Below are 25,624 nucleotides of genomic sequence, written 5' to 3' on the forward strand. Positions count from 1 at the left end.
TTTGTCGATACCCAACGATATAGGCCAAAGCGCGTAGTCTCGGACTGGATTTGTCGTCGAGCGCTTTGGCTCTTTGTTTATGCATGTCGTTATCCCAAAACCGCGTCACACTTTTGGGCGACATGCACTACTTCAATCGGCGGATGCGGGCAGCGTAGAACCCATCCAGACCCGAGTAGGCGGGGGTTTCCATGACCATGTCGGCAGGGGTCGTGCGCAGTTCGCCTTTGGCGGTGATGAAGGCGTCGAGGCCCGGAAACTCGCCCGGCAAAACGGGGTCTGGCTCGACGCCGGGTGACTGGGCAAGGAAAGCCTCAAACAGCAATTCGCCCTCCAGAGGATCGAGCGAGCAGTTTGAAAAGACGACCCGGCCACCGGGTTTTACCATGGTGATGGCACGGTCAAGCAGGCGGCGCTGAAGGTCTGCGAGCTTCTCGACGTCGGCGGTGGATTTGGTCCATGGCACGTCGGGGTGACGCCTGACGGTGCCTGTGGACGAGCAAGGCGCATCCAGCAAAATCGCGTCGAAAAGCTCCGGCGGTTCATAGGTCAGAATGTCGGCCTGCACGGTTTCGACATCGAAGCCGAGACGGCTGAGATTTTCTTGCAAGCGAACGATGCGGTTCTTGGAGCTGTCTATCGCGGTAACGCGCGCGCCAGCCAATGCGATCTGCGCAGTCTTGCCGCCGGGAGCCGCGCACATATCCGCAACATGAAGCCCGGCTACATCGCCGAGAAGTATTGCGGGAAGGCTTGCTGCCGCGTCCTGCACCCACCATGCACCCTCATCGAAGCCGGGAAGGGCGGTGACATGCGCCGGAAGCCGCGCGACACGCACTGTGCCTGTCGGCAGGACAATGCCGCCAAATTGCGTTGCCCAATTTTCCGGCTCGGATTTAACGGTTAGATCGACTGGCGCTTCTACGCGGTGAATGGCGAGAATGCGGTTCGTGGTTTCCGTGCCATAGGCAGCCTGAAGCCGCTGCGCAAACCAGGCCGGTGCATCGTCGGTTTTCGCCAGCCTCTCGGAAAGCTCAGAATCCTTGCCGCGCACGATCGAGCGCAGAACGCCGTTGACGAGTGCTGCGAAGCGCGCGGTACGCGTATCCGATTTAGCGTGCGTCACGGCGAGGTCGACAGCGGCGCTGTCCGGCACATCCAGAAACAGGATTTGGGCGGCTGCCACATGCAATATGTGGGAAAGCGCGGTCGCATTGGCAGGCAAGGGCTTTTCGAGCCGCGATGCTATGAGCGATTCGATCGTTACGCGATGCCGCAAGGTCGAAACGAGAATTGCCCTGACGAGAGAGCGGTCGCGCAAATCCAGTGCGCGGAACATGGGGTGACCGTGCTGATGGTCGGTCAGGCCGTCGAGCGGGGTTTTCGCGTCGATTATGGCCGCCAGCAGCCGTGCGGCAGTCTTGCGAGCGGCAAGGCCCGGTATGTTGTCGGAAGCGTCGTCTGCCGGTCTGGTGCGCGAATGCCCTTCCTTACGCGAATTGGGAGCGTTCAAGACCACGGACCTTTGGGTCCGGTTTTCGGGCCGGTGGGGTTGCGGCCCCATGGTCCGGCTTCCGGCGGGCTTGTGCGTTGTGGAGCAGCCTGCTGCGGCTCTGGCGCGGCGGGAGCTTCATTGCGTGGCGCAGGCGTGTTGCCGTAACCAGGCTGATCGGCCATCGCCTGAAGTGCCGCAATACGGTTTTCCGTATTCGGATGGGTCGAGAAAAGATTGTCCATGCGCTCGCCGGATAGGGGGTTAATGATAAACATATGTGCGGCGGCGGGATTGCGTTCCGCGTCCGGGTTGTGGATGCGTTCGACGTTACGGGCGATCTTGTCAAGCGCGGAAGCGAGCCAGAGGGGATTTCCGCAGATTTCCGCGCCGCGCTTGTCGGCTGCATATTCGCGGGTCCGGCTGATTGCCATCTGCACGATCATGGCCGCAAAAGGCGCTACGATCATCCCGACAAGAGCGCCTATGCCGCCCATCGGGCTGTTGCGGTTGCCGCCAAAGAAAAACGCGAAATTGCCGAGCATGGAAATCGCACCGGCGAGAGTGGCGGTGATTGTCATCGTCAGCGTGTCGCGGTTTTGGACATGGGCAAGCTCATGCGCCATGACGGCGGCGACTTCCTCATGCGAAAGCCGCTGCAGGAGGCCGGTGGTCGCGGCGACTGCCGCATTTTCGGGGTTACGGCCGGTCGCGAAAGCGTTGGGCTGCGGGTTTTCGATGAGATAAACGCGCGGCATCGGCAGGCCTGCACGCGCTGCAAGTTCGCGCACGATGACGTAATATTCAGGCGCATTTCGCTCGTCGACCTCGACGGCGTTGTTCATGCGCAGCACCATCTTGTCAGCGTTCCAGTAGCTGAAGATGTTCATTGCCGCTGCCACGAAAAAGGCGATCATCATGCCGCCCGAGCCGCCGATAAGATATCCGACGCCCATGAAAAGCGCGGTCATGAATGCCAGAAGCATTGCGGTGCGCATAATGTTCATAATCAACTCCGTCAGATAGGGCGGCAGCAATGAATAACTCGCCTCGGCGATGAGGCTTGGTTATATGATGGGAAACGCCTGTTCCTGTTTCAACGATGCGGATGAACGATGTCCAGCGAAAATAGCATATCAGAAGCCCAAACCAGCGTGAATAACGACGAAAAGCCGCTCTCACCGGCAGCGAAACGCGCACTTGTGGAAGCAGAAGCCCGCCGCAAACTCTATGAGGAAAAGCAGGCCTCGATGCCGAAGGAGATCGGCGGGCGCGGGGGGCAGGAGCCTGGCCGTTATGGCGACTGGGAGGTAAAGGGACTGACCAGCGATTTCTGATCGTCCTGCGCGACTATTCGTTTTCGCAGGGGAACAACGGCAGGCCACTCGCGTTGGGGGAAATCTAGTTTCTCACCGATGAAGGGGTCCGACCATGCTTATTCGGCTTGGGTATGAAATCGCCATCGAGTGCCAGCAACCCATGCCGGTGATCTCTCTGTTAGAAATACACAGCGACCGGCAGCCGGATATAAAGCGGCAGACGCGCGTACTGACTTCGCCGTCGATTCCCGGCCATCCCTATGTCGATCTGCATGGCAATTCGTGCCGCCGCTTCATGGTACCGGCCGGCGGGTTCCGTGTAATGTATGACGCCGTCATAGAAGACAGTGGCAATCCCGATCAGGTAAATACGCTGGCGCAGGAAATGCCCGTAGAGCAGCTTCCAGACGATGTGCTCGGGTTTTTGCTCGGCAGTCGTTATTGCGAGACGGATCACCTCAGCAATCTTGCCTGGCAGTTGTTCGGAAACGTCCCGCCCGGCTGGGCGCGCGTTCAGGCGATATGCGACTATGTGCATAATCGCCTGTCATTCGGCTATGGCTACGCCCGCTCCACGAGAACAGCGGCACAGGCAAATGACGAACGCGTTGGTGTATGCCGCGACTTCGCTCATCTGGCGATTACGCTTTGCCGCTGCATGAATATTCCGGCGCGCTATGTGAATGGTTATCTGGGCGACATCGGCATCCCGGCCGATCCCGCCCCCATGGATTTCAGCGCATGGGTCGAGGTATTCCTGAGCGGCAAATGGTACACATTCGATGCACGTCACAATGTGCCTCGTATCGGTCGCGTGGTGGTTTCGCGTGGTCGTGACGCGACGGATGTGCCCCTGCTGCATAGTTTTGGCCCGCATAGGCTAAACATGTTCAAAGTGTGGGCCTATGAGCAGGAAAGCCATCCTGCAAAACCGCCCTATCGTGGCGTCGACCGGACCGCGCGCACCCATATGCTTGCGTAGGATTTCTATTGCCAGAATAGCATTGTAGGAATAAATGCCTTTGTGTGATGTTGGTTATGCAAAGGCATTCTGTTGTCGTGCGCATATTCGTTTGCGCAGCGATGTCATGTGCTTTTTCGGCTGCTTCTGCGAAAGATTTCAAAGGGCCGGTTGAAGCCAGTGTCCTCAAAGTTCTGGACGGAGATACGTTTCTCGCGGAGGCACATATCTGGCCGGGTCATTGGGTGCGCGTGAATGTGCGTATTCGCGGCATCGATACGCCGGAAATGCGCAGCAGATGCGTGAGCGAGCGCGATGCCGCATTGCAGGCGCAGGTAGCACTGTCCGAATTCTTGGGCGAGCAGAAGATTTCAATCTCGAACATAGGCGGCGCCAAATATCACGGACGCGTTTTGGCCGACGTGGAAACCGGGGACGGCTTGCAGGTGGCGGCTGCGATGATCGAGAGCCAGTTTGCGCGCGCTTACAGCGGCGGAAAGCGCAAAAGCTGGTGTGACTGAAATAGAAAAAGGCCGCTGCGCCAATGACGCAACGGCCTTCGTGTCTTCGTCCAAAACGTGACCGTCAGCCGTGATGCAGAAACATCGCCAGCCGCGCGTCATGCGCCGTTAGCGGGAAGGCTGCTTCCCGAAAGGGCAATCCGTTGAGGCCACGCTTAGGAAAACGAAATCACTCGACATCGGATCACCTCCTTTCAGTTCGTTGAACACACCAGCAATGTGGAGGTTGAAAGACGCGAGCGCAAGGGGCGAAATTTGTTAGATAAACTCAACTTTCGTAGACCCTTGCTCATTTGCTCTCCTACCCCTTTTTGTTCTGGCGGTTCGCTACAAGGTCATCCACCACTGCCGGATCGGCGAGCGTTGAGGTATCGCCCAGTGCGCCGAAATCGTCTTCGGCGATCTTGCGCAGAATGCGCCGCATGATCTTGCCGGAGCGGGTTTTGGGTAGGCCCGGGGCGAATTGGATCTTGTCGGGCGAGGCGATCGCGCCGATCTCCTTGCGGACATGAGCGATAAGTTCCTTGCGCAAATCCTCGGACCATTCGACGCCGCTCATCAGCGTGACGTAGCTGTATATGCCTTGCCCCTTGACGTCATGCGGATAGCCGACGACGGCGGCTTCCGAGACCTTGTCGTGGGAGACGAGTGCGGATTCGACTTCCGCTGTACCCATGCGGTGGCCCGACACGTTGATTACATCGTCCACGCGACCCGTGATCCAGTAATAGCCATCCTTGTCGCGGCGGCAGCCATCACCGGTGAAGTATTTTCCCTTGTAGGTCGAGAAATAGGTCTGGATGAAGCGCTCGTGGTCGCCATAGACGGTGCGCATCTGCCCCGGCCATGAATCGACGATGCAGAGATTGCCGTCTGCAGCACCTTCCAGAACATTGCCTTCATTGTCGACGAGTTGCGGCTGGACGCCAAAGAAGGGACGCGTCGCTGAGCCTGCCTTGAGGTCCGTCGCACCCGGCAGAGGCGTGATCAGAATGCCGCCCGTTTCGGTCTGCCACCATGTGTCGACGATCGGCACTTTTTTGTTGCCGACGACATTGTAGTACCACTCCCAGGCCTCCGGGTTGATCGGCTCGCCGACGGAACCCAGCACACGCAGAGACTTGCGCGAGGTCTTCTTCACCGGCTCGTCGCCTGCGCCCATCAGTGCACGGATTGCGGTTGGTGCCGTGTAGAAGATGTTGACCTTGTGCTTGTCGATGACCTCCCAGAAGCGCGAGGTCGACGGGTAATTCGGCACGCCTTCAAACATCAGCGTCGTCGCGCCGTTGGCCAGCGGGCCGTAGACGATGTAGCTGTGGCCTGTGACCCAACCGACATCGGCGGTGCACCAGTAGATATCGCCGTCGTGATAATCGAAGACATATTGGTGGGTCATCGAGGAGAAGACCAGATATCCGCCGGTCGTGTGCAGAACGCCCTTCGGCTTGCCGGTCGAGCCCGACGTATAAAGAATGAAAAGCGGGTCTTCCGCCTTCATTTTTTCCGGCTTGCAATCCGGTTTAACGCTGGCGACTTCGTCATGATACCAAAGGTCGCGGTCCTTCGCCCAGCCGACCTTGCCGCCGGTTCGGCGCACGACGACGACGTTCTTCACGCGCACATGGTTTTTTGCGGCGATGTCGATCGCCTTGTCGGTGTTTTCCTTGAGCGGGATCGTCTTGCCACCGCGCAATCCTTCATCGGCTGTGATGACGAAGGTCGATTCGCAATCGACAATGCGGCCAGCAAGCGCGTCCGGTGAAAACCCGCCAAAGACGATGGAGTGAATGGCGCCGATGCGTGTGCAGGCGAGCATCGCATAGGCCGCTTCGGGAATCATCGGCATGTAGATGGTGACGCGGTCGCCCTTCTTCACGCCATGCTTTTTCATCACATTGGCGAGGCGGCAAACATGCTCGTAAAGCTCATTATACGTGATCTTCTTGTCGTCATACGGGTTGTCGCCTTCCCAGATGATGGCGGTCTGGTTGCCGCGCTTCTTCAAATGCCGGTCGATACAATTGTAGGAGACATTGGTCAGCCCGTCCTCGAACCACTTGATCGCGACTTTGCCGTTGAACGAGGTGTTCTTGACCTTGGTGTATGGCTTGAACCAGTCGATGCGCTTGCCGTGCTTGCCCCAGAATTTGTCCGGGTTCTTGACGCTTTCGGCATACCATTTCAGATAGGTCTCGTTGTCGATCAACGCGTCCTTCTTCCACGCTGGTTGAACGCGATGGACATGAACTTCTGACATTCTTGGCTTCCTCCCTGCACTTTATTGCGGCCAGCGCGGCCACGAATTCGGGGGCATTATTAGCAATTCCTCTGCCGTCACAACATTAGACAAAGTGACTGGACTCATATCCGGTTGCGTTTTTGAGCCAACCCTTGTCAGCACTCGCCGCGCTGTGCTGCCAAGTGTCTGTAATCAAAGGAAATTTATTTGCCGGCGTCGGCGATTTCAATACACTGTTAACGATCGGAGCGCAGGCTTCGGTTGTAGGCAAGGCAACAATTCTGCGGAGGGACGTAAATGCGCGACTTCTCTGAAATGGAACTCATGCTCAAGGGCTATGGGCTGACGACTGCCAAGATTTTCTACCACATGCCGGATCATCCGCATCTCCTGCAGCAGTTCATCTGGCAGGAATACGATCTGGCCCCGAAGTTCCCGATCCTGCACGGTTTCATCGATTTCTGGAAAGAGAAACTGGAAGGCCCGCTTCACTCGGTGTGCTACACGCATCAGCGCCTGATCGCGCCGAATGAATGGCGTAATGTGAATGGGGAATTTGTGCTGAATTGACGGAGTTCAGAGAGCCCAGGGATTGAGAATTGTAACGCCGGTATCTTCGAAATCTGCGACATTGCGGGTGACGAGGACGAGGTCGTGAACCAAGGCCGTGGCTGCAATAAGCGTGTCGGCAGAGCCTCGCGTTCTTCTGGCCGTAATGCGGCCCCAGGTCAAAGCGACGTCTTCGGTGACGGCGAGGATGCGGTCGGCGTTGTCGTGACGTAGTTCTCGCAGCCAAAGCTCAAGCCGCATGGCTCTCTCAGGCCCGGTACTTCGTAGCTTGATGATGCCCCGCTCGATTTCGCCAATCGTGATGACGCTGAGATTTACCGAATCCCGGTCGACAGATTGCAACCATGCTGTTGGCTCGGGCAGTAATCTCTGAACGTCCGAAACGATATTCGTATCGAGCAAGTACATCAGAGATCGACGTCGCGGATCATGGTTTCGGAACGGCGATTGATCTCTTCCGCAAATTCTTCATCCCAGCCGGGTCCACTTAGAAGATGCTCGACCAAGCTCTTCTTTTTGCCCGCGAGACGATCATACTCCTCCGCTGAAATGACGACGGCAGCGCGTTCTCCACGCAGTGTGACGGTCTGCGGTCCTTCGCTGCGTGCGCGCTGAACCACTTTCGAGAAATTGTTTTTTGCGTCCTGCAAATGCCAATTCATTGTAATCACCAAGCTAGCTTGGCTAGATATATAATTTTTTGGTTGAAAAATCAACTTTCCGGTGTCAACGACTGCCAAAAATAGCCGAACCGACGCGTACCGAGGTCGCACCAAAAGCGATGGCGAGTTCGTAGTCGCTGGACATGCCCATTGATAGCTTTTCGACGCCTGCCTGTTTTGCGAGCTTTTCGAGCAATGCGAAATGGGGGCCGGGGTTTTCATCGACAGGAGGGATGCACATCAGTCCTTCGATCTCCAGCCCGTGCGTCTCACGGCAGAGTTTCACGAAAGCGACGGCTTCGTTTGGGTCTATGCCTGCCTTTTGCGGCTCGGAGCCGATATTGACCTGCACATAGAGACGCGGTTTGCGGCCCTGGTTTTCGATTTCCTTCGCAAGCTCTGCCGCGATCTTTTCGCGGTCGATCGTCTCGATCACGTCGAACAGGGCGACGGCTTCCTTTGCCTTGTTGGATTGAAGCGGGCCAATAAGGTGCAGTTCGAGATCGGGATATTCGGTTTTGAGCGCGGGCCATTTACCCTGCGCTTCCTGCACGCGGTTTTCACCGAACACGCGCTGGCCTGCTTCGATCACCGGACGGATTTCTCCTGCCTCGAATGTCTTTGAAACGGCGACCAGAATGGCACTGCCTTCAGGCCTTTTTGCTTCGCGCTCGGCTTTCGTGATTTTCGCCTTCACGGCAGCCAGTTTTTCGACAGAATCGTCCATGATTTTCAGACCTTGCAAAATGTCTTTTTGCGCGCACCGTGTACCGGCAGAGTTGACGGTACAGGCAAACCATGGTGAAGGTCCGCCCAAACCGTCGATTTCCGTCTTTTAAGTGAAAAAGCGTTCATGGCAACCGAGCGATACAATCCCCGTGCAGCCGAACCCAAATGGCAAAAAATTTGGGACGAGGCAAAGCTCTACGAAACCAAGAACGACGATCCACGTCCGAAATATTACGTGCTCGAAATGTTTCCCTATCCGTCGGGGAACATTCATATCGGCCATACGCGTAATTATACGATGGGCGATGTGGTGGCGCGCTACAAGCGGGCCAAGGGCTTCAACGTGCTGCACCCAATGGGATGGGATGCGTTCGGCATGCCGGCAGAAAATGCGGCCATGCAGAACAAGGTTCATCCGAAGGAATGGACCTATAAGAACATCGCCACGATGCGCGCACAGCTCAAGGTCATGGGACTTTCCATCGACTGGTCGCGCGAATTCGCGACCTGCGATGTCGATTATTATCACCGCCAGCAGATGCTTTTCCTTGACTTCGTCGCGAAGGGCCTGGTGACGCGCAAATCCTCCAAGGTCAATTGGGACCCCGAGGACATGACGGTGCTTGCCAATGAGCAGGTGATCGACGGGCGCGGCTGGCGCTCCGGTGCGCTTGTCGAGCAGCGCGAGCTGACGCAGTGGTTCTTCAAGATCACCGACTATGCGCAGGATCTGCTCGATTCGCTCGACGGACTGACCGAATGGCCGGAAAAAGTCCGCACCATGCAGGCTAATTGGATCGGACGGTCCGAGGGCCTGCTGATTCGCTGGCCGGTTGCCGAAGGCACGGCAAAGGATGGCGAGAGCGAGCTCGAAGTCTATACTACCCGGCCCGATACGCTTTTCGGCGCGTCCTTCATGGCGATTGCCGCCGACCATCCGCTGGCAAAAAAGGCTGCTGAAACCAATCCGGAACTCGCGGCCTTCTCCGACGAATGCCGCCGCATGGGTACTTCGGTTGCAGCACTCGAAACTGCCGAGAAGAAAGGCTTCGATACGGGCATCCGTGTCGTGCATCCTTTCGATGATAGCTGGACGCTGCCTGTCTATGTCGCGAATTTCGTGCTGATGGAATATGGTACGGGTGCGATTTTCGGCTGCCCGTCCGGCGACCAGCGCGATCTGGATTTCGCGAATAAGTACGGCCTGCCGGTCGTGCCTGTGGTCATGCCTGAAGGCGGAGATGCCGCAACATTCCAGATCACCGACGAAGCCTTTGGCGATGACGGCGTGATGATCAACTCGCGCTTTCTCGACGGCATGACGCCCGAGAGAGCTTTCGGCGAGGTTGCGAAGCTGCTTGAAGAAAAGACCATCGGCAATCGCCCGATGGGCGAGCGCAAGGTGAATTTCCGCCTGCGCGACTGGGGTATTTCGCGCCAGCGCTACTGGGGCTGCCCAATCCCCATGATCCATTGCGACGATTGCGGCGTGGTGCCGGTTCCGAGGGCCGATCTGCCGGTGAAGCTGCCGGACGATATCGATTTCGATAAACCGGGCAATCCGCTCGACCGTCACCCGACATGGCGGCACGTGAATTGCCCGCAATGCGGCAAGGATGCGCGTCGCGAAACGGATACGATGGACACGTTCGTCGATTCGTCATGGTATTTCGCGCGCTTTACGGCGCCGTGGGAAAACGAGCCGACCGATCCGAAGGCTGCCAGCGAATGGCTGCCGGTCGATCAGTATATCGGCGGCATCGAGCATGCGATCCTGCATTTGCTCTATTCGCGCTTCTTTACGCGTGCCATGCGCGAAACCGGCCATGTCGCTCTGGCCGAGCCGTTCAAGGGCCTGTTCACGCAAGGCATGGTAGTTCATGAGACCTACCGTTCGGCAGACGGTCGCTGGCTGGCTCCAACGGAAGTGCGGATCGAGCAGACGGAAAATCAGCGCACGGCTTTCGAGATCACGACCGGCAAACCCGTCGAAATCGGTTCGCTCGAAAAGATGTCGAAGTCGAAGAAGAACACGGTAAGCCCGGAAGAGATCACCGATGGATATGGCGCCGATACAGCGCGCTGGTTCATGCTTTCGGATTCGCCGCCGGAGCGCGATGTCGAATGGACGGATGATGGTGCGGCAGGCGCGCATCGCTTTATTCAGCGTGTCTGGCGTCTGGTTTATCTGGCTGCCGAATCACTTGGTAACGTCGCACCGCAGGCGGCGAAAACCGGTGATGCGAGTGTCGTTTCAAAAGCGGCTCATAAAATATTGAAAGCTGTCGGCGAAGACATCGAAAAGCTTGCCTTCAACCGTGCGATCGCGCGCATCTACGAATTGACCAATGTGTTGTCCGGCCCGCTCGGCCAGATTGCGCAGGCCGATGCCGATATGCGCGGCGCGGTGCGCGAGGCGGTCGAAATCCTCATCCATCTGGTGGCGCCCGTCATGCCGCACCTTGCCGAAGAGTGCTGGCAGGCAATCGGCGGAACCGATCTCGTCGCCGCGCGCCCATGGCCGATCTTTATGCCGGAGCTCGTTGTCGACGATCAGGTCACCTATCCGGTGCAGGTCAACGGCAAGAAGCGCGGGGATTTGACAATTGCTCGCGACGCGGATCAAGTTACCGTCGAGAAGGCCGTGCTCGAGCTCGATTTCGTGCAAAAGGCTCTCGAAGGAAAATCGCCCCGCAAGGTGATCGTCGTGCCACAAAGGATCGTGAATGTCGTCGTCTGAGCGGGAGAGAAAGTCTCCATTTTCAGTGTCCCGCTTCGGGGCAATCGCCGGATTGTTGATGAGTGCTGCGGCAATGTCCGCCTGCACCGTGCAGCCGCTCTATTCGAACAGCCCGTCGCAGCCCGGCTCGATGTCGAGCACCCCAGCGGAGCTTTCCTCAATTGCCATCAAGCCCGTCTCGACGCGCTACGGACAGGAAGTCCGCAACCATCTGATCTTCATGTTCAATGGCGGCAAGGGCCAGCCTACTGATGCCCGCTATTCAATGAATCTCAGAGTGACGGCTGTTGCGCAGTCCGCCGCATTGGTGCAGCGCGCGACGGAAAGCGAGCCGACGGCAGGTGTCGTGACGATGACCGGCATCTTCAGCCTCACGGAAATCGCCACCGGCAAGGAAATTGCTCAGGGTCAGCGTCAGATAAGCTCGTCCTACGATCGCCCGCTTCAGGAATTTGCGGCGCTTCGTGCCATACGCAACGCGGAAGACCGTGCCGCGCGCGAACTTGCCGAATTGCTGCGCATCGGCATCGCGCAGGAACTGGCGCGCAAGCCACGTTAGATCGCATCGGAATAATCTAAAAACCGGATTTCACTTTTCGGTCCGATGCCCAAAAAATCAATACCTACGAAAAAGCCGGGAAGTTTTGCTTCCCGGCTTTTTTGTTTTCATATTTTTTAGACGGTCAGCCGATTTTCTGGCCGGTCTTTGCCCAATCCGAAAGGAATTGCTCCAGGCCCTTGTCGGTCAGCGGGTGCTTGACCAGTGCCTTGAGAGTCGATGGCGGGATGGTCGCGACATCGGCGCCGATGAGGGCGACTTCCTTGACGTGATTGACGGTGCGGATCGAAGCGGCAAGGATTTCCGTTTTGAAATCGTAATTGTCGTAGATCTGGCGGATTTCCGAGATCAGCTCGATGCCGTCCACGCCCATATCGTCGATTCGGCCGATGAAGGGCGAGATGAAGGTTGCGCCGGCCTTGGCAGCGAGAAGCGCCTGAGGGGCCGAGAAGCAGAGCGTGACATTGACCAGACGGCCTTCAGAGGTCAGCGCCTTACACGCCTTGAGGCCGTCGAGGGTGAGCGGAAGCTTGATGCAGATATTGTCGGCGATTTTCGAAAGGACGCTGGCTTCGCGCATCATCTCGGCATATTCGGTTGCAGCGACTTCAGCGGAAACAGGACCATCCACGATGTCGCAGATTTCCTTGGTCACTTCCTTGATGTCGCGTCCCGACTTGAGAATCAGCGACGGATTTGTCGTAACGCCATCCAGAAGGCCCAGATCGTTGAGTTCACGGATTTCCTTAACATCAGCCGTATCGACAAAGAATTTCATGGGTAGCCTCCTTCGCGTGTGTGAGGGTGCCGGACCGGCGCCTCGTTTTGTGGCTTTGATCTAGACCAAAGTCGATGCAAGGTCACGCCTCATGAGACAAGATTCGAACGAAAAGCGCGCGGTGCCCGTTCTCGTGCCGATGCCGGCGGAGCGCCCTTACACCTATGCCGTGCCGGACGGCATGTCGGTTGTACCGGGTTCCATCGTGCGCGTGCCGCTTGGGCCTCGCGAAGTCGCAGGCATTGTCTGGGATGGCGATGGCGGAGCTGTCGATCCGAAAAAGCTGCGACCGATCTCGGAAGTCTTCGATTGCCCGCCGGTGGATGAGCCGATGCGCCGCTTCGTCGATTGGCTTTCGCAATACACGCTTTCGCCGCCCGGAATGGTTGCGCGAATGATTTTGCGCGCACCTGCCGCATTCGATCCGGAACCCTGGATCGAAGGGTTGCAGCGTACTGCGACCGAGCCTGACCGCGTGACATCCGCGCGGCAGCGTGTTCTGGAAACCGCGCATGACGGACTTGCCTGGACCCGTTCCGGTCTCGCCCATGCGGCAGGCGTATCGTCCACAGTGGTCGATGGGCTGATGGCGCAGGGCGTGTTCGAAAAAGTAATGATCCCGCCGCGGCCCGTCGTTGCCGCGCCGGACCCGGACTATGCATTGCCCGATCTCACCGCCGATCAGGAAAGCGTGGCCGTCACATTGCGCGATGCCGCGTCGCGCGACGATTTCAGCGTGACGCTGATCGACGGCGTCACGGGATCGGGAAAAACCGAAGTTTATTTCGAAGCGATCGCTGAAACGCTGAAAAGAGGCAAGCAGGCCCTGATTTTGCTGCCGGAAATTGCGCTGACGCACGCATTTCTGGAGCGTTTTCAGAACCGTTTCGGCGCAAAACCTGCCGAATGGCATTCCGATCTCGCGCCCCGAACCCGCGAGCGCGTCTGGCGGCAATTGGCAGAAGGTACTGTGCGTGTGGTGGCGGGTGCTCGCTCGGCGCTGTTCCTGCCGTTCAAGGAACTCGGCCTGATCATCGTCGATGAGGAGCACGACCCGGCCTATAAGCAGGAGGACCGAGTCTATTACAATGCCCGCGACATGGCGGTCGTGCGTGCCAGAATAAGCAGTTTTCCGGTTGTTCTGGCATCGGCGACGCCGTCGGTGGAAAGCCGGGTCAATGCGGAACAGGGCCGTTATGGCCGTGCTCTTCTGCCCGCGCGTTTCGCAGAGGCTGCACTTCCCGACATCAAGACCATCGATATGCGCCGCGCGCCGCCAGCGCGGGGTGGATTTCTGTCACCGGCACTTCTTGGGCAAATCAAGGAAACTCTGGGTCGCGGCGAGCAATCGCTTCTGTTTCTCAATCGGCGCGGCTATGCACCGCTGACGCTTTGCCGGGTTTGCGGGCATCGCTTCGGCTGTCCGGTCTGCTCGAGTTGGCTGGTCGAGCATCGGTTTCGCGGGCAACTCGTCTGCCACCAATGCGGGCATACGGAGAAACGGCCCGAAGCGTGCCCGTCCTGCGGCACGTTCGATCATCTCGTTGCCTGCGGGCCGGGTGTCGAGCGCATTGCCGAGGAAGTCGTTGGGCACTTTCCCGATGCGCGAACAATCGTGCTCTCATCGGATATTCTGGGAGGCGTAAAGCGCCTGCGGCTCGAACTCGAAGCCATCGCCAATGGTGAGGCCGACATTGTCATCGGCACGCAATTGGTGGCCAAGGGGCATAATTTCCCGAATATGACGCTGGTTGGCGTGGTCGATGCCGATTTGGGGCTGGCCAATGGCGACCCGCGCGCTGCCGAACGCACATTCCAGCTTCTGTCGCAGGTAACAGGTCGTGCCGGGCGAACCGGTCGCAAGAGCCTAGGTCTGCTCCAGACATTTCAGCCGGACCACCCGGTCATGCGGGCGATCGTTTCCGGTGATGCAGAGGCGTTTTACAATCGCGAGATCGCGGAGCGGGAGCGCTCGCATCTGCCGCCATTCGGACGGCTGGCGGGCATCATCGTCAGTGCTGCAAGCCGTGCCGAGGCGGAAGGCCATGCACGGGGCCTGAGACGTTCAGCGCCGGATGTTGCGGATGTTCATGTGCTTGGGCCTGCCGAAGCGCCGCTTTCGATGATTGCCGGACGGCATCGTTTCCGGCTGCTCGTCCAGGGCGAAAAGCGCTCGGACATTCAAGGCTTTATTCGCTCCATGACGGCCAATGGCCCGAAGGTGCGCGGCTCTGTTCGGGTCAATATCGACATAGATCCGCAAAGTTTTTTGTAGGAGCCGCTGATGAAAACGCTTGGCCTGATTGGCGGAATGAGTTGGGAAAGCACCGCGATCTATTATCGCCATCTGAACGAGATCGTGCGCGAACGTCTCGGCGGGCTTCATTCGGCGAAATTGCTGCTTTGGTCTGTCGATTTTGCTCAGATCGCCGCGTTTCAGCATAAGGGCGATTGGCAGGGCGCCGCGAAAATCATGATCGACGCGGCGCGTAAGCTTGAAGCCGCCGGGGCTGAAGGCTTGGTTATCTGCACCAACACGATGCACAAGCTTGCCCCGGAGATCGAGGCTGAGCTTTCCATTCCTTTGATCCATATTGCCGATGCGACGGCGCTTGCTGTTCTGCGGGAAGGCTGCTCGCGGCCAGCGCTGCTGGCGACGCGCTTCACCATGGAAGAAGATTTCTACAAGGGCCGGCTGCGCGAACGGCATGGCCTCGACGCAGTCGTGCCGGACCCAGCTGGACGCGAAATGGTGCATGGCGTGATTTATGACGAATTGTGCCGGGGCATAGTGAATGCAGAATCGAAAGCCGCCTATATTGCGCAAATCGACAAGCTTCGCGTCGAGCAAAATATCGACAGCGTCATCATGGGCTGCACCGAAATCACGATGCTCATCGGTGAGAGCGATTTCGATATTCCGGTTTTTGACACGACACGCATACATGCCGAGGCGGCGGTAGATTTCGCTTTGAGCTGAAGCGCCTGCGCAAAGTATTTTTTCTTCCTCTGGTGCGTCAGCGGGCGCAGGATAATATGCGGGCGGCGAGACGCGGCGATTCTGGAGAGGACGCATTATGGAATTTGGATTTCCCTGGCCGTTCACGCAGGGCGAGTGGCTGGCGTGGACTTCGGCGGCAATCACCGTACTGTTCGGGTTGATGCTGCTTTTTGCACCAGCGCTGTCTTTCAAGATTCTCAGGCTCCAGACCCGCCCCGATCATCCCGAAGCGATTGCCGAGGGGCGGGCGACGATGTCCGGTTTCTATCTCGGCCTTGGGCTCTGCTGCATTCTTCTGGCGCAGCCCTGGCTTTATATGGCGCTCGGTTTTTCCTGGTTGTTTACCGCGTTTGGACGTGTGATCTCGATGCTTTCGGATCGTGGAAACACCCCTTACAACTGGGTATCGCTGGTCGTTGAACTCGTGCTTGCCGTGCTGCCCTTGGGTTTCAGCTTCGGCCTCATCGCCTGAGCGCGGTGCCTTTGAGCGCAGGCTGCGACAAATCAGCTTGAAAAGCTTGTTCGCCAGCGTGTTGCGACTCTCAAAAGCGTGTGCTAGACGGCAATCGACTTTTGGCCGAGGGGATGCGGCATGCACTCCCTAGCGGTCAATCAAACGCAGTAAGGTCAAAGATTTAGCCAGAGTTTCCTGCTCGCGCCAAGAATCTTCAGACCGGTCAGACAAAGAGAAAAGACGGTCCGTGGCTCAGTCTACATCGCCAATCTCGGGTGTTGCCGAACGTTATGCGGGTTCGCTGTACGAACTCGCAGCCGATGCAAAGTCGGTTTCCAAGGTCGAAAACGATCTCGGCCGCTTCGAAGCGCTGCTTGACGGCAGCGAAGATTTGAAGCGCCTGATCAACAGCCCGGTTTTCTCGGCTGAAGAACAGGCAAAGGCCGTCGCGGCCATCGCCGACAAGGCGAAGATCACTGGTCTCGTCGGAAATTTCCTGCGCGTTGTCGCGAATAATCGCCGACTCTTCGCAGTGCCGGGAATGATCAAGGCATTTCGCCGCATCGCTGCAGAGCAGCGCGGTGAAGTCGCAGCCGAAGTTACATCGGCACATACATTGACTGCTGCCCAGCAGACTGAATTGAAGGCCGCGCTGAAAAGCGTTGCCGGCAAGGACGTATCGATCGCGGTGACGGTCGATCCTACGCTTCTCGGTGGCATCATCGTGAAGCTCGGCTCACGCCAGATCGACACGTCGCTAAAAACCAAACTCAATTCGCTCAAGCTTGCACTGAAAGAGGTCGGCTGATGGACATCCGCGCCGCGGAAATTTCCGCAATTCTGAAAGACCAGATCAAGAATTTCGGCAAGGAAGCCGAAGTCTCCGAAGTAGGACAGGTTCTGTCCGTCGGTGACGGTATCGCCCGCGTCTATGGCCTCGACAATGTTCAGGCCGGCGAAATGGTCGAATTCCCCGGCGGCGTCCGCGGCATGGCGCTTAACCTCGAAAGCGACAATGTCGGCGTGGTTATTTTCGGCGCCGACCGTGACATCAAGGAAGGCGACACCGTCAAGCGCACCGGCGCGATCGTTGACGTTCCTGTCGGTCCCGGCCTTCTCGGTCGCGTGGTCGATGGTCTCGGCAATCCGATCGACGGCAAAGGCCCGATCAAGGCAACCGAGCGTCGCCGCGTCGACGTCAAGGCGCCTGGCATCATCCCGCGCAAGTCGGTTCATGAGCCTATGTCGACCGGCCTCAAGGCTATCGATGCGCTCATCCCGGTTGGCCGTGGCCAGCGCGAGCTCGTCATCGGCGATCGTCAGACCGGCAAGACCGCAATCATTCTCGACACGATCCTGAACCAGAAGGCCGTGCACGACAGCGGCCCGGATTCGGAAAAGCTTTTCTGCGTTTATGTCGCTATCGGCCAGAAGCGTTCGACCGTCGCGCAGTTCGTGAAGGTGCTCGAAGAGCGCGGTGCGCTGGAATATTCGATCATCATCGCTGCTACGGCTTCGGATGCTGCTCCGCTTCAGTACATCGCTCCGATGGCTGGCTGCGCAATGGCTGAATATTTCCGCGACAATGGCCAGCATGCCCTTATCGCTTACGACGATCTTTCCAAGCAGGCCGTCGCATACCGCCAGATGTCGCTTCTTCTGCGCCGTCCGCCGGGCCGCGAAGCTTATCCGGGCGACGTTTTCTATCTGCACTCGCGTCTCCTCGAGCGTGCTGCAAAGCTCAACGACGACAATGGCAATGGCTCGCTGACGGCTCTGCCGGTCATCGAAACGCAGGCCAACGACGTTTCGGCCTACATTCCGACCAACGTGATCTCGATCACCGACGGCCAGATCTTCCTTGAAACCAACCTGTTCTTCCAGGGCATCCGTCCTGCCGTGAACGTCGGTCTCTCGGTTTCCCGCGTCGGTTCGGCCGCACAGGTCAAGGCGATGAAGCAGGTTGCGGGCTCCATCAAGGGCGAGCTCGCTCAGTATCGTGAAATGGCTGCCTTCGCGCAGTTCGGCTCCGATCTGGACGCCTCCACCCAGCGCCTGCTCAACCGCGGTGCACGTCTGACTGAACTTCTGAAGCAGCCGCAGTTCTCGCCGCTGAAGACCGAAGAGCAGGTCGCGGTGATTTTTGCCGGCGTCAACGGCTACCTCGACAAGATCCCTGTCAATCAGGTCGGCAAGTTCGAGCAGGGTCTGCTGTCGCACATGCATTCGGACGGCAAGGACGTTCTCGACGCCATCCGCAAGGAGAAGGCGCTTTCGGACGACCTTCGCTCCAAGCTCAAGGCACAGATCGACGCCTTCGCAAAGAGCTTCGCATAGAGGCTCCAAGCGGGCATAAGGATCAGGGTTGAGGCATGGCTTCACTAAAAGACCTTCGTAACCGTATCGCCTCGGTCAAGGCGACGCAGAAAATCACCAAGGCGATGCAGATGGTCGCCGCGGCGAAGCTGCGCCGTGCACAGGAAGCGGCGGAAGCGGCGCGTCCTTATTCGCAGCGCATGGGTGCCGTTCTCGCGAACATCACTCAGGCTGTCGGCGGTGACGGCGATGCGCCTGCGTTGATGACCGGCACCGGTAAGGACGACGTGCACCTGCTCGTGGTCTGCACGGCAGAGCGCGGCCTTTGCGGCGGTTTCAATTCGCAGATTGCACGTTTTGCACGCGATCATGCCCGCCGGCTTCTGGCTGCGGGCAAGACGGTCAAGATCGTAACCGTCGGCAAGAAGGGTTACGACATCCTTCGCCGCGATTACTCCAGTCTGATCATCGATCGTGTCGATCTGCGTGAAGTGAAGACGCTCGGCTTCGTCAATGCCGATGCGATCGCCAAGAAGGTGATCGGGCTTTTCAACGAAGGCCAGTTCGACGTATGCACGCTGTTCTACTCGGAATTCAAGTCGGTGATCAGCCAGGTGCCGACCGCACTGCAGATCATCCCGGCTGCTGTTCCCGCGGATGCCTCCGAGGCGGAAGCTGCAGGGGGCGCGGTCTACGAATATGAACCTGAGCCAAGCGAAATCCTCGCCGACCTCATTCCGCGCAACATTTCGGTGCAGATTTTCCGGGCATTGCTCGAAAACGCTGCCGGTGAAATGGGCGCGAAGATGAGCGCGATGGACAATGCGACGCGCAATGCCGGTGACATGATCAACAAGCTGTCGATCACGTATAACCGTCAGCGTCAGGCTCAGATTACCAAAGAACTGATCGAAATCATTTCGGGCGCCGAAGCGCTCTAGAGGCGGGGTTCCAAGGCAAAAGGCTTTGGGTAGAACCGCGCGACTAAACAAACGGACGAAAAAGGGTAAAAAGGATGGCGAAAGCAGCGACCCCGAAAAAGGCACCCGCCGCCCCCAAGGCGGCAGCGGCGCCAGCGAAGGCTCCGGCTGTGAAGAAGACGACTGCTGCCAAGGCGGCCGCACCGGCTAAAGCTGCTGCGCCTGCGAAAGCCGCAGCTCCGGCAAAGCGCGCAGCACCTGCTGCAAAGGCTGCAGCCGTAAAGCTCGGCTCCGGCTCGGTTGGCCAGATCCGTCAGGTTATCGGCGCTGTCGTGGACGTTCAGTTCGGCGACAATCTGCCGGCAATTCTGAACGCGCTCGAGACCGACAATAATGGTCAGCGTCTGGTTCTCGAAGTTGCACAGCATCTCGGCGAAAACACCGTCCGCACCATCGCGATGGACTCGACAGAAGGTCTCGTTCGCGGTCAGAAGGTTGTCGACACCGGCTCCTCGATCATGGTTCCTGTCGGTCCGCAGATGCTCGGCCGCATCGTCAACGTCATCGGCGAGCCGATTGATGAAGAAGGCCCGGTCGTCGCGACGGAAATGCGCGGCATTCACCAGCCAGCTCCGGAATATGTCGAGCAGTCGACGGAATCCGAAATCCTCGTCACCGGTATCAAGGTTCTCGACCTTCTCGCGCCTTACGCAAAGGGTGGCAAGATCGGCCTGTTCGGCGGCGCTGGCGTTGGCAAAACCGTTCTCATTCAGGAACTGATCAACAACATCGCCAAGGCGCATGGTGGTTACTCGGTATTCGCTGGCGTGGGTGAACGCACCCGCGAAGGCAACGATCTCTATCACGAGTTCATCGAATCCGGCGTCAACAAGAAGGGCGGCGGCGAAGGCTCGAAGGCAGCACTCGTTTACGGTCAGATGAACGAGCCGCCGGGTGCGCGCGCACGCGTCGCTCTGACGGGTCTGACGGTTGCTGAATATTTCCGCGACGAAGGCCAGGACGTTCTGTTCTTCGTGGACAACATCTTCCGCTTCACGCAGGCTGGTTCGGAAGTGTCCGCACTTCTCGGCCGTATTCCTTCCGCTGTGGGTTATCAGCCGACGCTGGCGACCGACATGGGCGCGCTGCAGGAACGCATCACCACGACGACCAAGGGGTCCATCACCTCGGTTCAGGCAATTTACGTTCCTGCCGACGATTTGACCGATCCGGCACCTGCAACGTCGTTCGCTCACTTGGATGCGACGACCACGCTCAACCGTTCGATCGCCGAAAAGGGCATCTACCCTGCCGTCGATCCGCTCGACTCGACCTCGCGCATGCTCGATCCGCTGATCGTTGGTGAAGAGCATTACCAGGTTGCACGTGACGTTCAGCAGACGCTTCAGCGTTACAAGTCGCTGCAGGACATCATCGCCATTCTCGGCATGGACGAGCTTTCCGAAGAGGACAAGCTGACCGTGGCGCGTGCCCGCAAGATCGAGCGCTTCCTGTCGCAGCCGTTCTTCGTCGCTGAAATCTTCACCGGCGCGCCTGGCAAGCTGGTTGATCTCGCTGACACCATCAAGGGCTTCAAAGGCCTCGTTGCCGGCGAATACGATCATCTTCCAGAAGCTGCCTTCTACATGGTCGGCACGATGGAAGAAGCCGTCGAAAAGGCACAGAAGCTGGCTGCGGACGCCGCTTAAACAGAGCGAATAGCGAACAGGGAGTAGCGAATAGGGATAGAGTTAGCGGCGCGGACTTGCATTCGCTATTCGCTATTCGCTATTCGCTAAACTAATATGGCCGATAGTTTCCAATTCGATCTCGTTTCACCTGAACGCCTGCTGGTTTCGGAGCAGGTCGAGTCCGTGATCATTCCGGGCTCGGAAGGCGAAATGACGGTTCTGGCCAATCATGCTCCAGTCATGACCACCATCCAGCCGGGTGTGGTTACGGTGAAGCTCGCTGGCCGCGAAGATCGCTACGTGGTTTTCGGCGGCTTTGCCGACATCCTTCCTTCGGGCTGCACGCTGCTTGCAGAATCTGCAATCGCGGTTGCCGACATCAATAAGGAAGATTTGACGAGCCGCATCCAGGATGCGCGCGAAGATCTGGCGGATGCAAAGGACGATCAGTCGAAGACCAAGGCCGAAGAGTATCTGGCCCAGCTCACGACGCTAGAACGCGCGCTCTAAAAAGCCTTCTTATTTTAAGAAAAGCCGGTCCTTGTGGCCGGTTTTTTTGTTTTCCAGATAATTCATAAGCTGAATTCAATCCACCCGGCGCAATTGGAAACTTCCTTTGCGATTGATCGGCAGTAAGGCTTTCTCCGAGCTGGCTTTTTGGGCGTGAAGCTGTCGATAGACCTCGGTCCATCGTGTGGCGATGCCATGCCATGAGAAGTCTTTTCGGGCATTCTCGGCGGCGTTTCTCATGCTCGACAAGTGCATCGGATCGCTGAATGCGGCGTTGATGGCATTGGTCCATGCGTCTTCTGTATTGTCCGGGATTTCCGTGCCGGCACCCGCTTTCGCGATTGCTCCCGCATTGCAGGCAGCCGAGAAAAGGCTCGGAGTACCGGCGCCTAAGGCTTCAGCAAGCACCAGCGGCATTCCTTCCGCAAGGCTTGGCAGGCATAGGCAGGCAGCATTCGTCAGAAGATTCCATTTGTCGATGCCATAGGCCGGACCGTAGAAAACCACACGATCTTCTACGCCGAGCCGTTTTGCCTCCTGGCGGAGTGTTTCGCCAAAACCGTAGCCATCAGGCCCTACAAGCACGAGGCGTATGCGTTTGCTTATCTCGGTTTTCGCAAATGCGCGGATCAACAAATCCGGTTGTTTGCGAGGGTCGAGATAACCGAGATAGATAATATATTCGCCATCGATCAATGGTTTGTCGTGTTTCCAGGCATCGGATGATGGCGCGGCGTAGCCGTTCTGAATGATGGCGCTTGGTGTTGCTAGGCCAAGCGATCGCATCTCTTCCTTTTCGGTTTCTGCAAACAGTCCGATGCAGTCTGCCTTCGCAACGTTGGTTTTCGAAAGAAGCTGCCACCAGAGCCATTTGGTCAAGGCTCTTTTCTTCAGCATTGCGGCACTCAATTTGCCATGCGGTGAGAAGACGAGCGGAATTTTACGCCTTCGAAGGGACAGCATCGCGACATCCGTGAAGGCGCTGAAGCAGGTATGGACATGAGCTATGCCGTCATCCGGCATACCATCGATGATGCGTCTCAACTCCGCGACAGGTCCGAGGGCCGGATTGGCGCGCTGTGCGACAGTCTGAATTCTGAGTTGCGGCATCGGTTTGGTAATGCCGATTTCCTGGCTTTTCCTGCCGAGTTCGTGATCTCCGCAGATGATTGTCGTGGAGATGCCTGAGGCTGCATGCTCCATTGCCAGCGCACGAACGACATTGGCCACGCCACCCTGCTCGCGAGAGACGTCGACAGGAGACGGGCAGAAGTGCCAGATATTCATCACTTGCGGCCCGAATGCCGGGTGCGTTGGCGCCGCGGGGAGGCGGGGTTTCCCGCATAGACAGTCCATGGCAAGAGGTCGCGGGCTGTTACCGAGCGGGCTGCGAGCACTGCACCTTCACCGATCGTAACGCCCGGAGCGACGAATGCTTCGGCGGCGACCCATGCATGAGCTTCGATGGTAATCGGTGCCGTCACCAGCGGAAAATCAGGATCGTCGATGTCGTGCGAGCCGGTGCATAAATGCGCACCTTGCGAAACGATGGCCCAATCGCCGAGCGTGATCGGCGCCAGATTGTAGCAATTTACGCCGTGGGCCAGCAAAGCGCGTTCGCCCATTGAGAGATTTGGCGGAAACCATACGCGTGCTGAACCGTGCACATCGCAATTTGGGCCGAGCTTTGCGCCGAAGGATCGCAAGAGAAAGCGGCGCCATGGATGGAATGCAGCGGGCGTCCAGGAAGCCGCGAGCCGCCAGGTCACCATCCACAATGCACGGTAGATGCGGTTGCTCAACGGGTAGGTCGCGCCGCCTTCCTTCGGGCTGCGTTTACCGGCCGCGAGCGGTGTGGCCTTGTTGACGGGTCTTTGCAAGCCGTTGTTGAGCGCATGGGTCATCGAACTGCGTCCAGATTGGCTGCCGGTGATTTTGCCGCCAAGGCAAGTGCGGACTGAAGGCGGCGGCGGTAGCCGGTCAGGTCATAATCGGCAGCACGTATGCGTGCTGAAACCGACATCGAAGTCAGCATTGCCCGGTCGCGATGCAGCGTGTTCAGTGCCTCGACGATTGCCTGTGTGTCGCCAAGCGGCACGACGAAGCCGTCCATGCCAGAGCGGACAACGCTGCCCGCATTCGGTGTCGTGACAACGGGCAGCCCGGCGGCGAGCGCTTCGTAAGTCACCGTGGCGGAGCCTTCGCAGACGGTGGGCAGAAGAAAAACATCGGCCCAGTCATAATGGTTTCGCACTTCGGCGCGCGGCACCACGCCGCGAAGATCGACGGCCTTGCCAAGCTCCTCCCTGAGAGCGCCAGAAACGCCTATCGGCCCGACCATCCGAAACTCGGCCTTGCCGCCCATGAGACGGGCCGCCTCCAAAACGTAAGGTGACCCTTTGCGCAAACCGACTGCGCCGACTGTCACCACCCGAAGCTTTGGCGTAGCCGCGCGCGTTGGCCTAGGTTCGAAGCTGTAATCGATGCCGTAAGGCACGACGACGCACTTATGGACTGGCCCGCCGACGTCCTCGACGGATTGGCGAACGAATTCGGAAGGGCAGATTATGACGTCTGCGACCGCCCACTCCGCTTTCTCGCGATTTGCGAAATCGTCTGCAAAGGGATCATCATCAAGCTGACTTCCCCATTGCGGAAACCGTTTGGCTTCGCCTTCCACAAGACGGTCCACGATTTGCCTCGGCGCGATGATCTGCTCGACAATCGTCCAGAGGCCGGCCTGCTTTGCGGAGATCAGTTGTTCAAGGCATTCGCCTGCAATTCCATAGAATCCGCTCGCACTTCCAAAACCGCTTCGCACGACGTTTTTTGAAAACCGCTCGGCGAGAAGCAGCGCGAGACGGGTTTCGTCGGCGCGGCTCGCATGGCGCATGCGCTGCATCACATAGTAGAAACCCATCGTGGAAAATGCTGTTATCCGGCGCGGCGAAATGCCGAGCGGTATTCGACCGGACAGGCGGCGCAAACCTCCGGGCTGAATGCTTTTCGGCAACGCAGCCAGCATACGCGGCCAATCCTTTACCGCGCAGACATCAGTGTAGAGCCGTTCGAGCTTGCCCATCTCGTTCAGAATGCGCGGCACCGCGTAATGCATGCGCGCGCCGGTCTGGCTGACGACGACGGTTTCCTGAAGCAAAATCCTCTCTCCCCGCTCAGATGATACCCGAACTGGACAGCAGTCGGGATGGCATCATCTGGCAGCAGGTGCCGGTAATGGACAAGCTGGGCAAAGGACGTAAACGGCACGTTTGAAAGGAGGATGTCCTTTTACTGCGCGGCCCATTGCTCGAGAAATTTCAGCATCATCGGCACATGTTCAGGGTCATCGGCAAGTTCTGCCAATTCGGAAAGGCGATGGACGCCGGTGAGAATGCGGATGCGCTGGCGGTCCAGATGGCATCCGGTAATTTGCTCATACTCGTTTACGATGCGCGCCGTGAGGTCCGCTGAAATGAGACTGGAATAGATGAATTCCTGATGCAGCGGGCCAAAACCCGAATCCGCAAAGTCATAAATTCCGTTCAATGTCTGGCTCGTGTGGTCGAAAGCCATGTTCCAGCCATGCCCGTCGAAGAAGCCGTAGGTGTGTCCGTAAGGATCTGGCTCAAGACGTTGGAAAGCGTCGATAGTCTTTTCCGCAAAAACGGTCAGTTGCCTGGGAAGAACCGGCGCTATCTGCTTCAGGATATTTTCGGCGGGCACCCAGGCTTCGATAGAAGACGCGCCTGCATCTTTCATCCTGTCTTTGTCGAGGGCATGAAGCTCTGCATAAAAGCGCGCCATTTCGGCTGCGAGCCATTGTCGAGCTTGCTCCGGCAGGGTTTCATATTGTGCTGTGACAAGATGATCGCCCTTCAGTTTCTGATGACTGGAAAACAAGGGCGGGCCTTGATGAAGCGCTAGATCGGGTATGGGCAGGGAAACCGCTGGCCTGACGATTTCAAGCAGGCGCGCTTCCTTGCGCAATGCCTTCTCGGCCTGTTCGTGACGCGGGAATTTGAACATCATGCGATCATCGACATCGATCGCGATTGAATGCCAGCCTTTCGTCAGAAGAGAAAATTTGCCTCCGGCAAGTTCCGGAAAATCTTTGAGTATGGCTGTCTGGAACTCGGCTGGAATCTGATCTGTCATGCGAGAA

The 25,624-nt window shown here is 58.0% G+C and carries 25 protein-coding genes; 14 read left to right on the forward strand and 11 right to left on the reverse strand.

Annotated elements, in window-relative coordinates; translation table 11 throughout:
* Positions 1-127: 127 nt before the first annotated feature.
* Positions 128-1,519 (reverse strand): RsmB/NOP family class I SAM-dependent RNA methyltransferase, encoded by a 1,392-nt coding sequence (locus tag ABFT80_RS02615; RefSeq protein WP_455189860.1) that lies wholly within the window; start codon positions 1,517-1,519, stop codon positions 128-130.
* Positions 1,510-2,499, reverse strand: a complete 990-nt coding sequence (gene htpX / locus ABFT80_RS02620) for a zinc metalloprotease HtpX (RefSeq protein ID WP_347970298.1) — start codon at positions 2,497-2,499, stop codon at positions 1,510-1,512. The genes ABFT80_RS02615 and htpX overlap by 10 nt, the downstream gene beginning before the upstream one ends.
* Positions 2,500-2,607: 108 nt before the next feature.
* On the opposite strand from htpX, the gene ABFT80_RS02625 reads away from it, so the two are divergent.
* The 3 genes from ABFT80_RS02625 (at position 2,608) to ABFT80_RS02635 (ending at position 4,293) form a co-directional block, all read left to right on the forward strand.
* Positions 2,608-2,829: a DUF1674 domain-containing protein gene (locus ABFT80_RS02625; RefSeq protein WP_347970299.1), complete on the forward strand. Its 222-nt coding sequence runs from the start codon at positions 2,608-2,610 to the stop codon at positions 2,827-2,829.
* 94 nt (positions 2,830-2,923) lie between these two features.
* Positions 2,924-3,793 (forward strand): transglutaminase-like domain-containing protein, encoded by an 870-nt coding sequence (locus ABFT80_RS02630; RefSeq protein ID WP_347970300.1) that lies wholly within the window; start codon positions 2,924-2,926, stop codon positions 3,791-3,793.
* Between the two features lie 56 nt (positions 3,794-3,849).
* Positions 3,850-4,293 carry a thermonuclease family protein gene (locus ABFT80_RS02635; protein ID WP_347970301.1) on the forward strand — a complete coding sequence of 148 codons (444 nt, stop codon included), beginning with the start codon at positions 3,850-3,852 and terminating at the stop codon, positions 4,291-4,293.
* 301 nt (positions 4,294-4,594) lie between these two features.
* Here the strand turns inward: ABFT80_RS02635 and acs are convergent, their stop codons facing one another.
* Entirely contained in the window at positions 4,595-6,550 is a 1,956-nt protein-coding gene (acs, locus tag ABFT80_RS02640; RefSeq protein WP_347970302.1) for an acetate--CoA ligase, read from the reverse strand.
* Positions 6,551-6,829: 279 nt separating this feature from the next.
* Between acs and ABFT80_RS02645 the strand changes: the two genes are divergently transcribed.
* Positions 6,830-7,102: an usg protein gene (locus ABFT80_RS02645; RefSeq protein ID WP_347970303.1), complete on the forward strand. Its 273-nt coding sequence runs from the start codon at positions 6,830-6,832 to the stop codon at positions 7,100-7,102.
* 6 nt (positions 7,103-7,108) lie between these two features.
* On the opposite strand, the gene ABFT80_RS02650 is transcribed toward ABFT80_RS02645, so the two are convergent.
* The 3 genes from ABFT80_RS02650 to ABFT80_RS02660 form a co-directional block, all read right to left on the reverse strand.
* Complete coding sequence (locus ABFT80_RS02650) at positions 7,109-7,510, reverse strand: type II toxin-antitoxin system VapC family toxin (RefSeq protein WP_347970304.1); 402 nt, start codon at positions 7,508-7,510, stop codon at positions 7,109-7,111.
* Complete coding sequence (locus ABFT80_RS02655) at positions 7,510-7,764, reverse strand: type II toxin-antitoxin system Phd/YefM family antitoxin (RefSeq protein ID WP_347970305.1); 255 nt, start codon at positions 7,762-7,764, stop codon at positions 7,510-7,512. Before ABFT80_RS02655 ends, ABFT80_RS02650 begins: the two co-directional genes overlap by 1 nt.
* 64 nt (positions 7,765-7,828) lie before the next feature.
* Complete coding sequence (locus ABFT80_RS02660; RefSeq protein WP_347970306.1) at positions 7,829-8,491, reverse strand: YggS family pyridoxal phosphate-dependent enzyme; 663 nt, start codon at positions 8,489-8,491, stop codon at positions 7,829-7,831.
* Between the two features lie 126 nt (positions 8,492-8,617).
* Here ABFT80_RS02660 and leuS point away from each other — a divergent pair, with 126 nt between their 5' ends.
* Positions 8,618-11,233, forward strand: a complete 2,616-nt coding sequence (gene leuS, locus ABFT80_RS02665) for a leucine--tRNA ligase (RefSeq protein ID WP_347970307.1) — start codon at positions 8,618-8,620, stop codon at positions 11,231-11,233.
* A gap of 58 nt (positions 11,234-11,291) precedes the next feature.
* Positions 11,292-11,792 (forward strand): LPS assembly lipoprotein LptE, encoded by a 501-nt coding sequence (lptE, locus tag ABFT80_RS02670; RefSeq protein ID WP_347970308.1) that lies wholly within the window; start codon positions 11,292-11,294, stop codon positions 11,790-11,792.
* 124 nt (positions 11,793-11,916) lie between these two features.
* On the opposite strand, the gene fsa is transcribed toward lptE, so the two are convergent.
* On the reverse strand, positions 11,917-12,570 hold the full coding sequence (fsa, locus tag ABFT80_RS02675; RefSeq protein WP_347970309.1) for a fructose-6-phosphate aldolase: 654 nt from the start codon (positions 12,568-12,570) through the stop codon (positions 11,917-11,919).
* A gap of 91 nt (positions 12,571-12,661) precedes the next feature.
* On the opposite strand from fsa, the gene ABFT80_RS02680 reads away from it, so the two are divergent.
* The 8 genes from ABFT80_RS02680 (at position 12,662) to ABFT80_RS02715 (ending at position 21,462) form a co-directional block, all read left to right on the forward strand.
* Positions 12,662-14,845, forward strand: a complete 2,184-nt coding sequence (locus tag ABFT80_RS02680; protein ID WP_347970310.1) for a primosomal protein N' — start codon at positions 12,662-12,664, stop codon at positions 14,843-14,845.
* Between the two features lie 9 nt (positions 14,846-14,854).
* Positions 14,855-15,550 carry an aspartate/glutamate racemase family protein gene (locus ABFT80_RS02685; RefSeq protein WP_347970311.1) on the forward strand — a complete coding sequence of 232 codons (696 nt, stop codon included), beginning with the start codon at positions 14,855-14,857 and terminating at the stop codon, positions 15,548-15,550.
* 97 nt (positions 15,551-15,647) lie between these two features.
* Positions 15,648-16,043 carry an AGROH133_08824 family phage infection protein gene (locus tag ABFT80_RS02690; protein WP_347970312.1) on the forward strand — a complete coding sequence of 132 codons (396 nt, stop codon included), beginning with the start codon at positions 15,648-15,650 and terminating at the stop codon, positions 16,041-16,043.
* A gap of 229 nt (positions 16,044-16,272) precedes the next feature.
* Positions 16,273-16,833, forward strand: coding sequence for a F0F1 ATP synthase subunit delta (locus tag ABFT80_RS02695; RefSeq protein ID WP_347970313.1), 561 nt, complete (start codon positions 16,273-16,275; stop codon positions 16,831-16,833).
* On the forward strand, positions 16,833-18,362 hold the full coding sequence (atpA, locus tag ABFT80_RS02700) for a F0F1 ATP synthase subunit alpha (protein WP_347970314.1): 1,530 nt from the start codon (positions 16,833-16,835) through the stop codon (positions 18,360-18,362). Before ABFT80_RS02695 ends, atpA begins: the two co-directional genes overlap by 1 nt.
* A 35-nt stretch (positions 18,363-18,397) precedes the next feature.
* On the forward strand, positions 18,398-19,282 hold the full coding sequence (locus tag ABFT80_RS02705; protein ID WP_347970315.1) for a F0F1 ATP synthase subunit gamma: 885 nt from the start codon (positions 18,398-18,400) through the stop codon (positions 19,280-19,282).
* Positions 19,283-19,356: 74 nt separating this feature from the next.
* The gene (gene atpD, locus ABFT80_RS02710; RefSeq protein ID WP_347970316.1) at positions 19,357-20,970 is read left to right on the forward strand and encodes a F0F1 ATP synthase subunit beta; all 1,614 of its coding nucleotides are present in this window, start codon (positions 19,357-19,359) and stop codon (positions 20,968-20,970) included.
* Positions 20,971-21,066: 96 nt separating this feature from the next.
* Positions 21,067-21,462 carry a F0F1 ATP synthase subunit epsilon gene (locus ABFT80_RS02715; protein WP_347970317.1) on the forward strand — a complete coding sequence of 132 codons (396 nt, stop codon included), beginning with the start codon at positions 21,067-21,069 and terminating at the stop codon, positions 21,460-21,462.
* A gap of 75 nt (positions 21,463-21,537) precedes the next feature.
* Here the strand turns inward: ABFT80_RS02715 and ABFT80_RS02720 are convergent, their stop codons facing one another.
* The 4 genes from ABFT80_RS02720 to ABFT80_RS02735 form a co-directional block, all read right to left on the reverse strand.
* Entirely contained in the window at positions 21,538-22,749 is a 1,212-nt protein-coding gene (locus ABFT80_RS02720) for a glycosyltransferase (protein WP_347970318.1), read from the reverse strand.
* Positions 22,749-23,366, reverse strand: a complete 618-nt coding sequence (locus ABFT80_RS02725) for an LbetaH domain-containing protein (protein WP_347970319.1) — start codon at positions 23,364-23,366, stop codon at positions 22,749-22,751. Before ABFT80_RS02725 ends, ABFT80_RS02720 begins: the two co-directional genes overlap by 1 nt.
* Positions 23,363-24,619, reverse strand: a complete 1,257-nt coding sequence (locus ABFT80_RS02730) for a glycosyltransferase family 4 protein (RefSeq protein ID WP_347970320.1) — start codon at positions 24,617-24,619, stop codon at positions 23,363-23,365. Before ABFT80_RS02730 ends, ABFT80_RS02725 begins: the two co-directional genes overlap by 4 nt.
* Positions 24,620-24,750: 131 nt before the next feature.
* A complete protein-coding gene (locus tag ABFT80_RS02735; protein WP_347970321.1) occupies positions 24,751-25,617 on the reverse strand; it encodes a phosphotransferase family protein in 867 nt (288 codons plus the stop codon).
* Positions 25,618-25,624 lie beyond the last annotated feature (7 nt).

Origin of the sequence: Foliimonas ilicis (genome assembly GCF_039939195.1) — a bacterium.
Classification (GTDB): domain Bacteria; phylum Pseudomonadota; class Alphaproteobacteria; order Rhizobiales; family Rhizobiaceae; genus Foliimonas; species Foliimonas ilicis.

Bases quoted from the DNA above. Each gene is read 5' to 3' on its own strand.
- htpX (WP_347970298.1), bottom strand. From the start codon at position 2,499: ATGAACATTATGCGCACCGCAATGCTTCTGGCATTCATGACCGCGCTT.
- ABFT80_RS02625 (WP_347970299.1), top strand. From the start codon at position 2,608: ATGTCCAGCGAAAATAGCATATCAGAAGCCCAAACCAGCGTGAATAAC.
- ABFT80_RS02630 (WP_347970300.1), top strand. From the start codon at position 2,924: ATGCTTATTCGGCTTGGGTATGAAATCGCCATCGAGTGCCAGCAACCC.
- ABFT80_RS02635 (WP_347970301.1), top strand. From the start codon at position 3,850: ATGCAAAGGCATTCTGTTGTCGTGCGCATATTCGTTTGCGCAGCGATG.
- acs (WP_347970302.1), bottom strand. From the start codon at position 6,550: ATGTCAGAAGTTCATGTCCATCGCGTTCAACCAGCGTGGAAGAAGGAC.
- ABFT80_RS02645 (WP_347970303.1), top strand. From the start codon at position 6,830: ATGCGCGACTTCTCTGAAATGGAACTCATGCTCAAGGGCTATGGGCTG.
- ABFT80_RS02650 (WP_347970304.1), bottom strand. From the start codon at position 7,510: ATGTACTTGCTCGATACGAATATCGTTTCGGACGTTCAGAGATTACTG.
- ABFT80_RS02655 (WP_347970305.1), bottom strand. From the start codon at position 7,764: ATGAATTGGCATTTGCAGGACGCAAAAAACAATTTCTCGAAAGTGGTT.
- ABFT80_RS02660 (WP_347970306.1), bottom strand. From the start codon at position 8,491: ATGGACGATTCTGTCGAAAAACTGGCTGCCGTGAAGGCGAAAATCACG.
- leuS (WP_347970307.1), top strand. From the start codon at position 8,618: ATGGCAACCGAGCGATACAATCCCCGTGCAGCCGAACCCAAATGGCAA.
- lptE (WP_347970308.1), top strand. From the start codon at position 11,292: ATGAGTGCTGCGGCAATGTCCGCCTGCACCGTGCAGCCGCTCTATTCG.
- fsa (WP_347970309.1), bottom strand. From the start codon at position 12,570: ATGAAATTCTTTGTCGATACGGCTGATGTTAAGGAAATCCGTGAACTC.
- ABFT80_RS02680 (WP_347970310.1), top strand. From the start codon at position 12,662: ATGAGACAAGATTCGAACGAAAAGCGCGCGGTGCCCGTTCTCGTGCCG.
- ABFT80_RS02685 (WP_347970311.1), top strand. From the start codon at position 14,855: ATGAAAACGCTTGGCCTGATTGGCGGAATGAGTTGGGAAAGCACCGCG.
- ABFT80_RS02690 (WP_347970312.1), top strand. From the start codon at position 15,648: ATGGAATTTGGATTTCCCTGGCCGTTCACGCAGGGCGAGTGGCTGGCG.
- atpA (WP_347970314.1), top strand. From the start codon at position 16,833: ATGGACATCCGCGCCGCGGAAATTTCCGCAATTCTGAAAGACCAGATC.
- ABFT80_RS02705 (WP_347970315.1), top strand. From the start codon at position 18,398: ATGGCTTCACTAAAAGACCTTCGTAACCGTATCGCCTCGGTCAAGGCG.
- atpD (WP_347970316.1), top strand. From the start codon at position 19,357: ATGGCGAAAGCAGCGACCCCGAAAAAGGCACCCGCCGCCCCCAAGGCG.
- ABFT80_RS02715 (WP_347970317.1), top strand. From the start codon at position 21,067: ATGGCCGATAGTTTCCAATTCGATCTCGTTTCACCTGAACGCCTGCTG.
- ABFT80_RS02720 (WP_347970318.1), bottom strand. From the start codon at position 22,749: ATGAATATCTGGCACTTCTGCCCGTCTCCTGTCGACGTCTCTCGCGAG.
- ABFT80_RS02725 (WP_347970319.1), bottom strand. From the start codon at position 23,366: ATGACCCATGCGCTCAACAACGGCTTGCAAAGACCCGTCAACAAGGCC.
- ABFT80_RS02735 (WP_347970321.1), bottom strand. From the start codon at position 25,617: ATGACAGATCAGATTCCAGCCGAGTTCCAGACAGCCATACTCAAAGAT.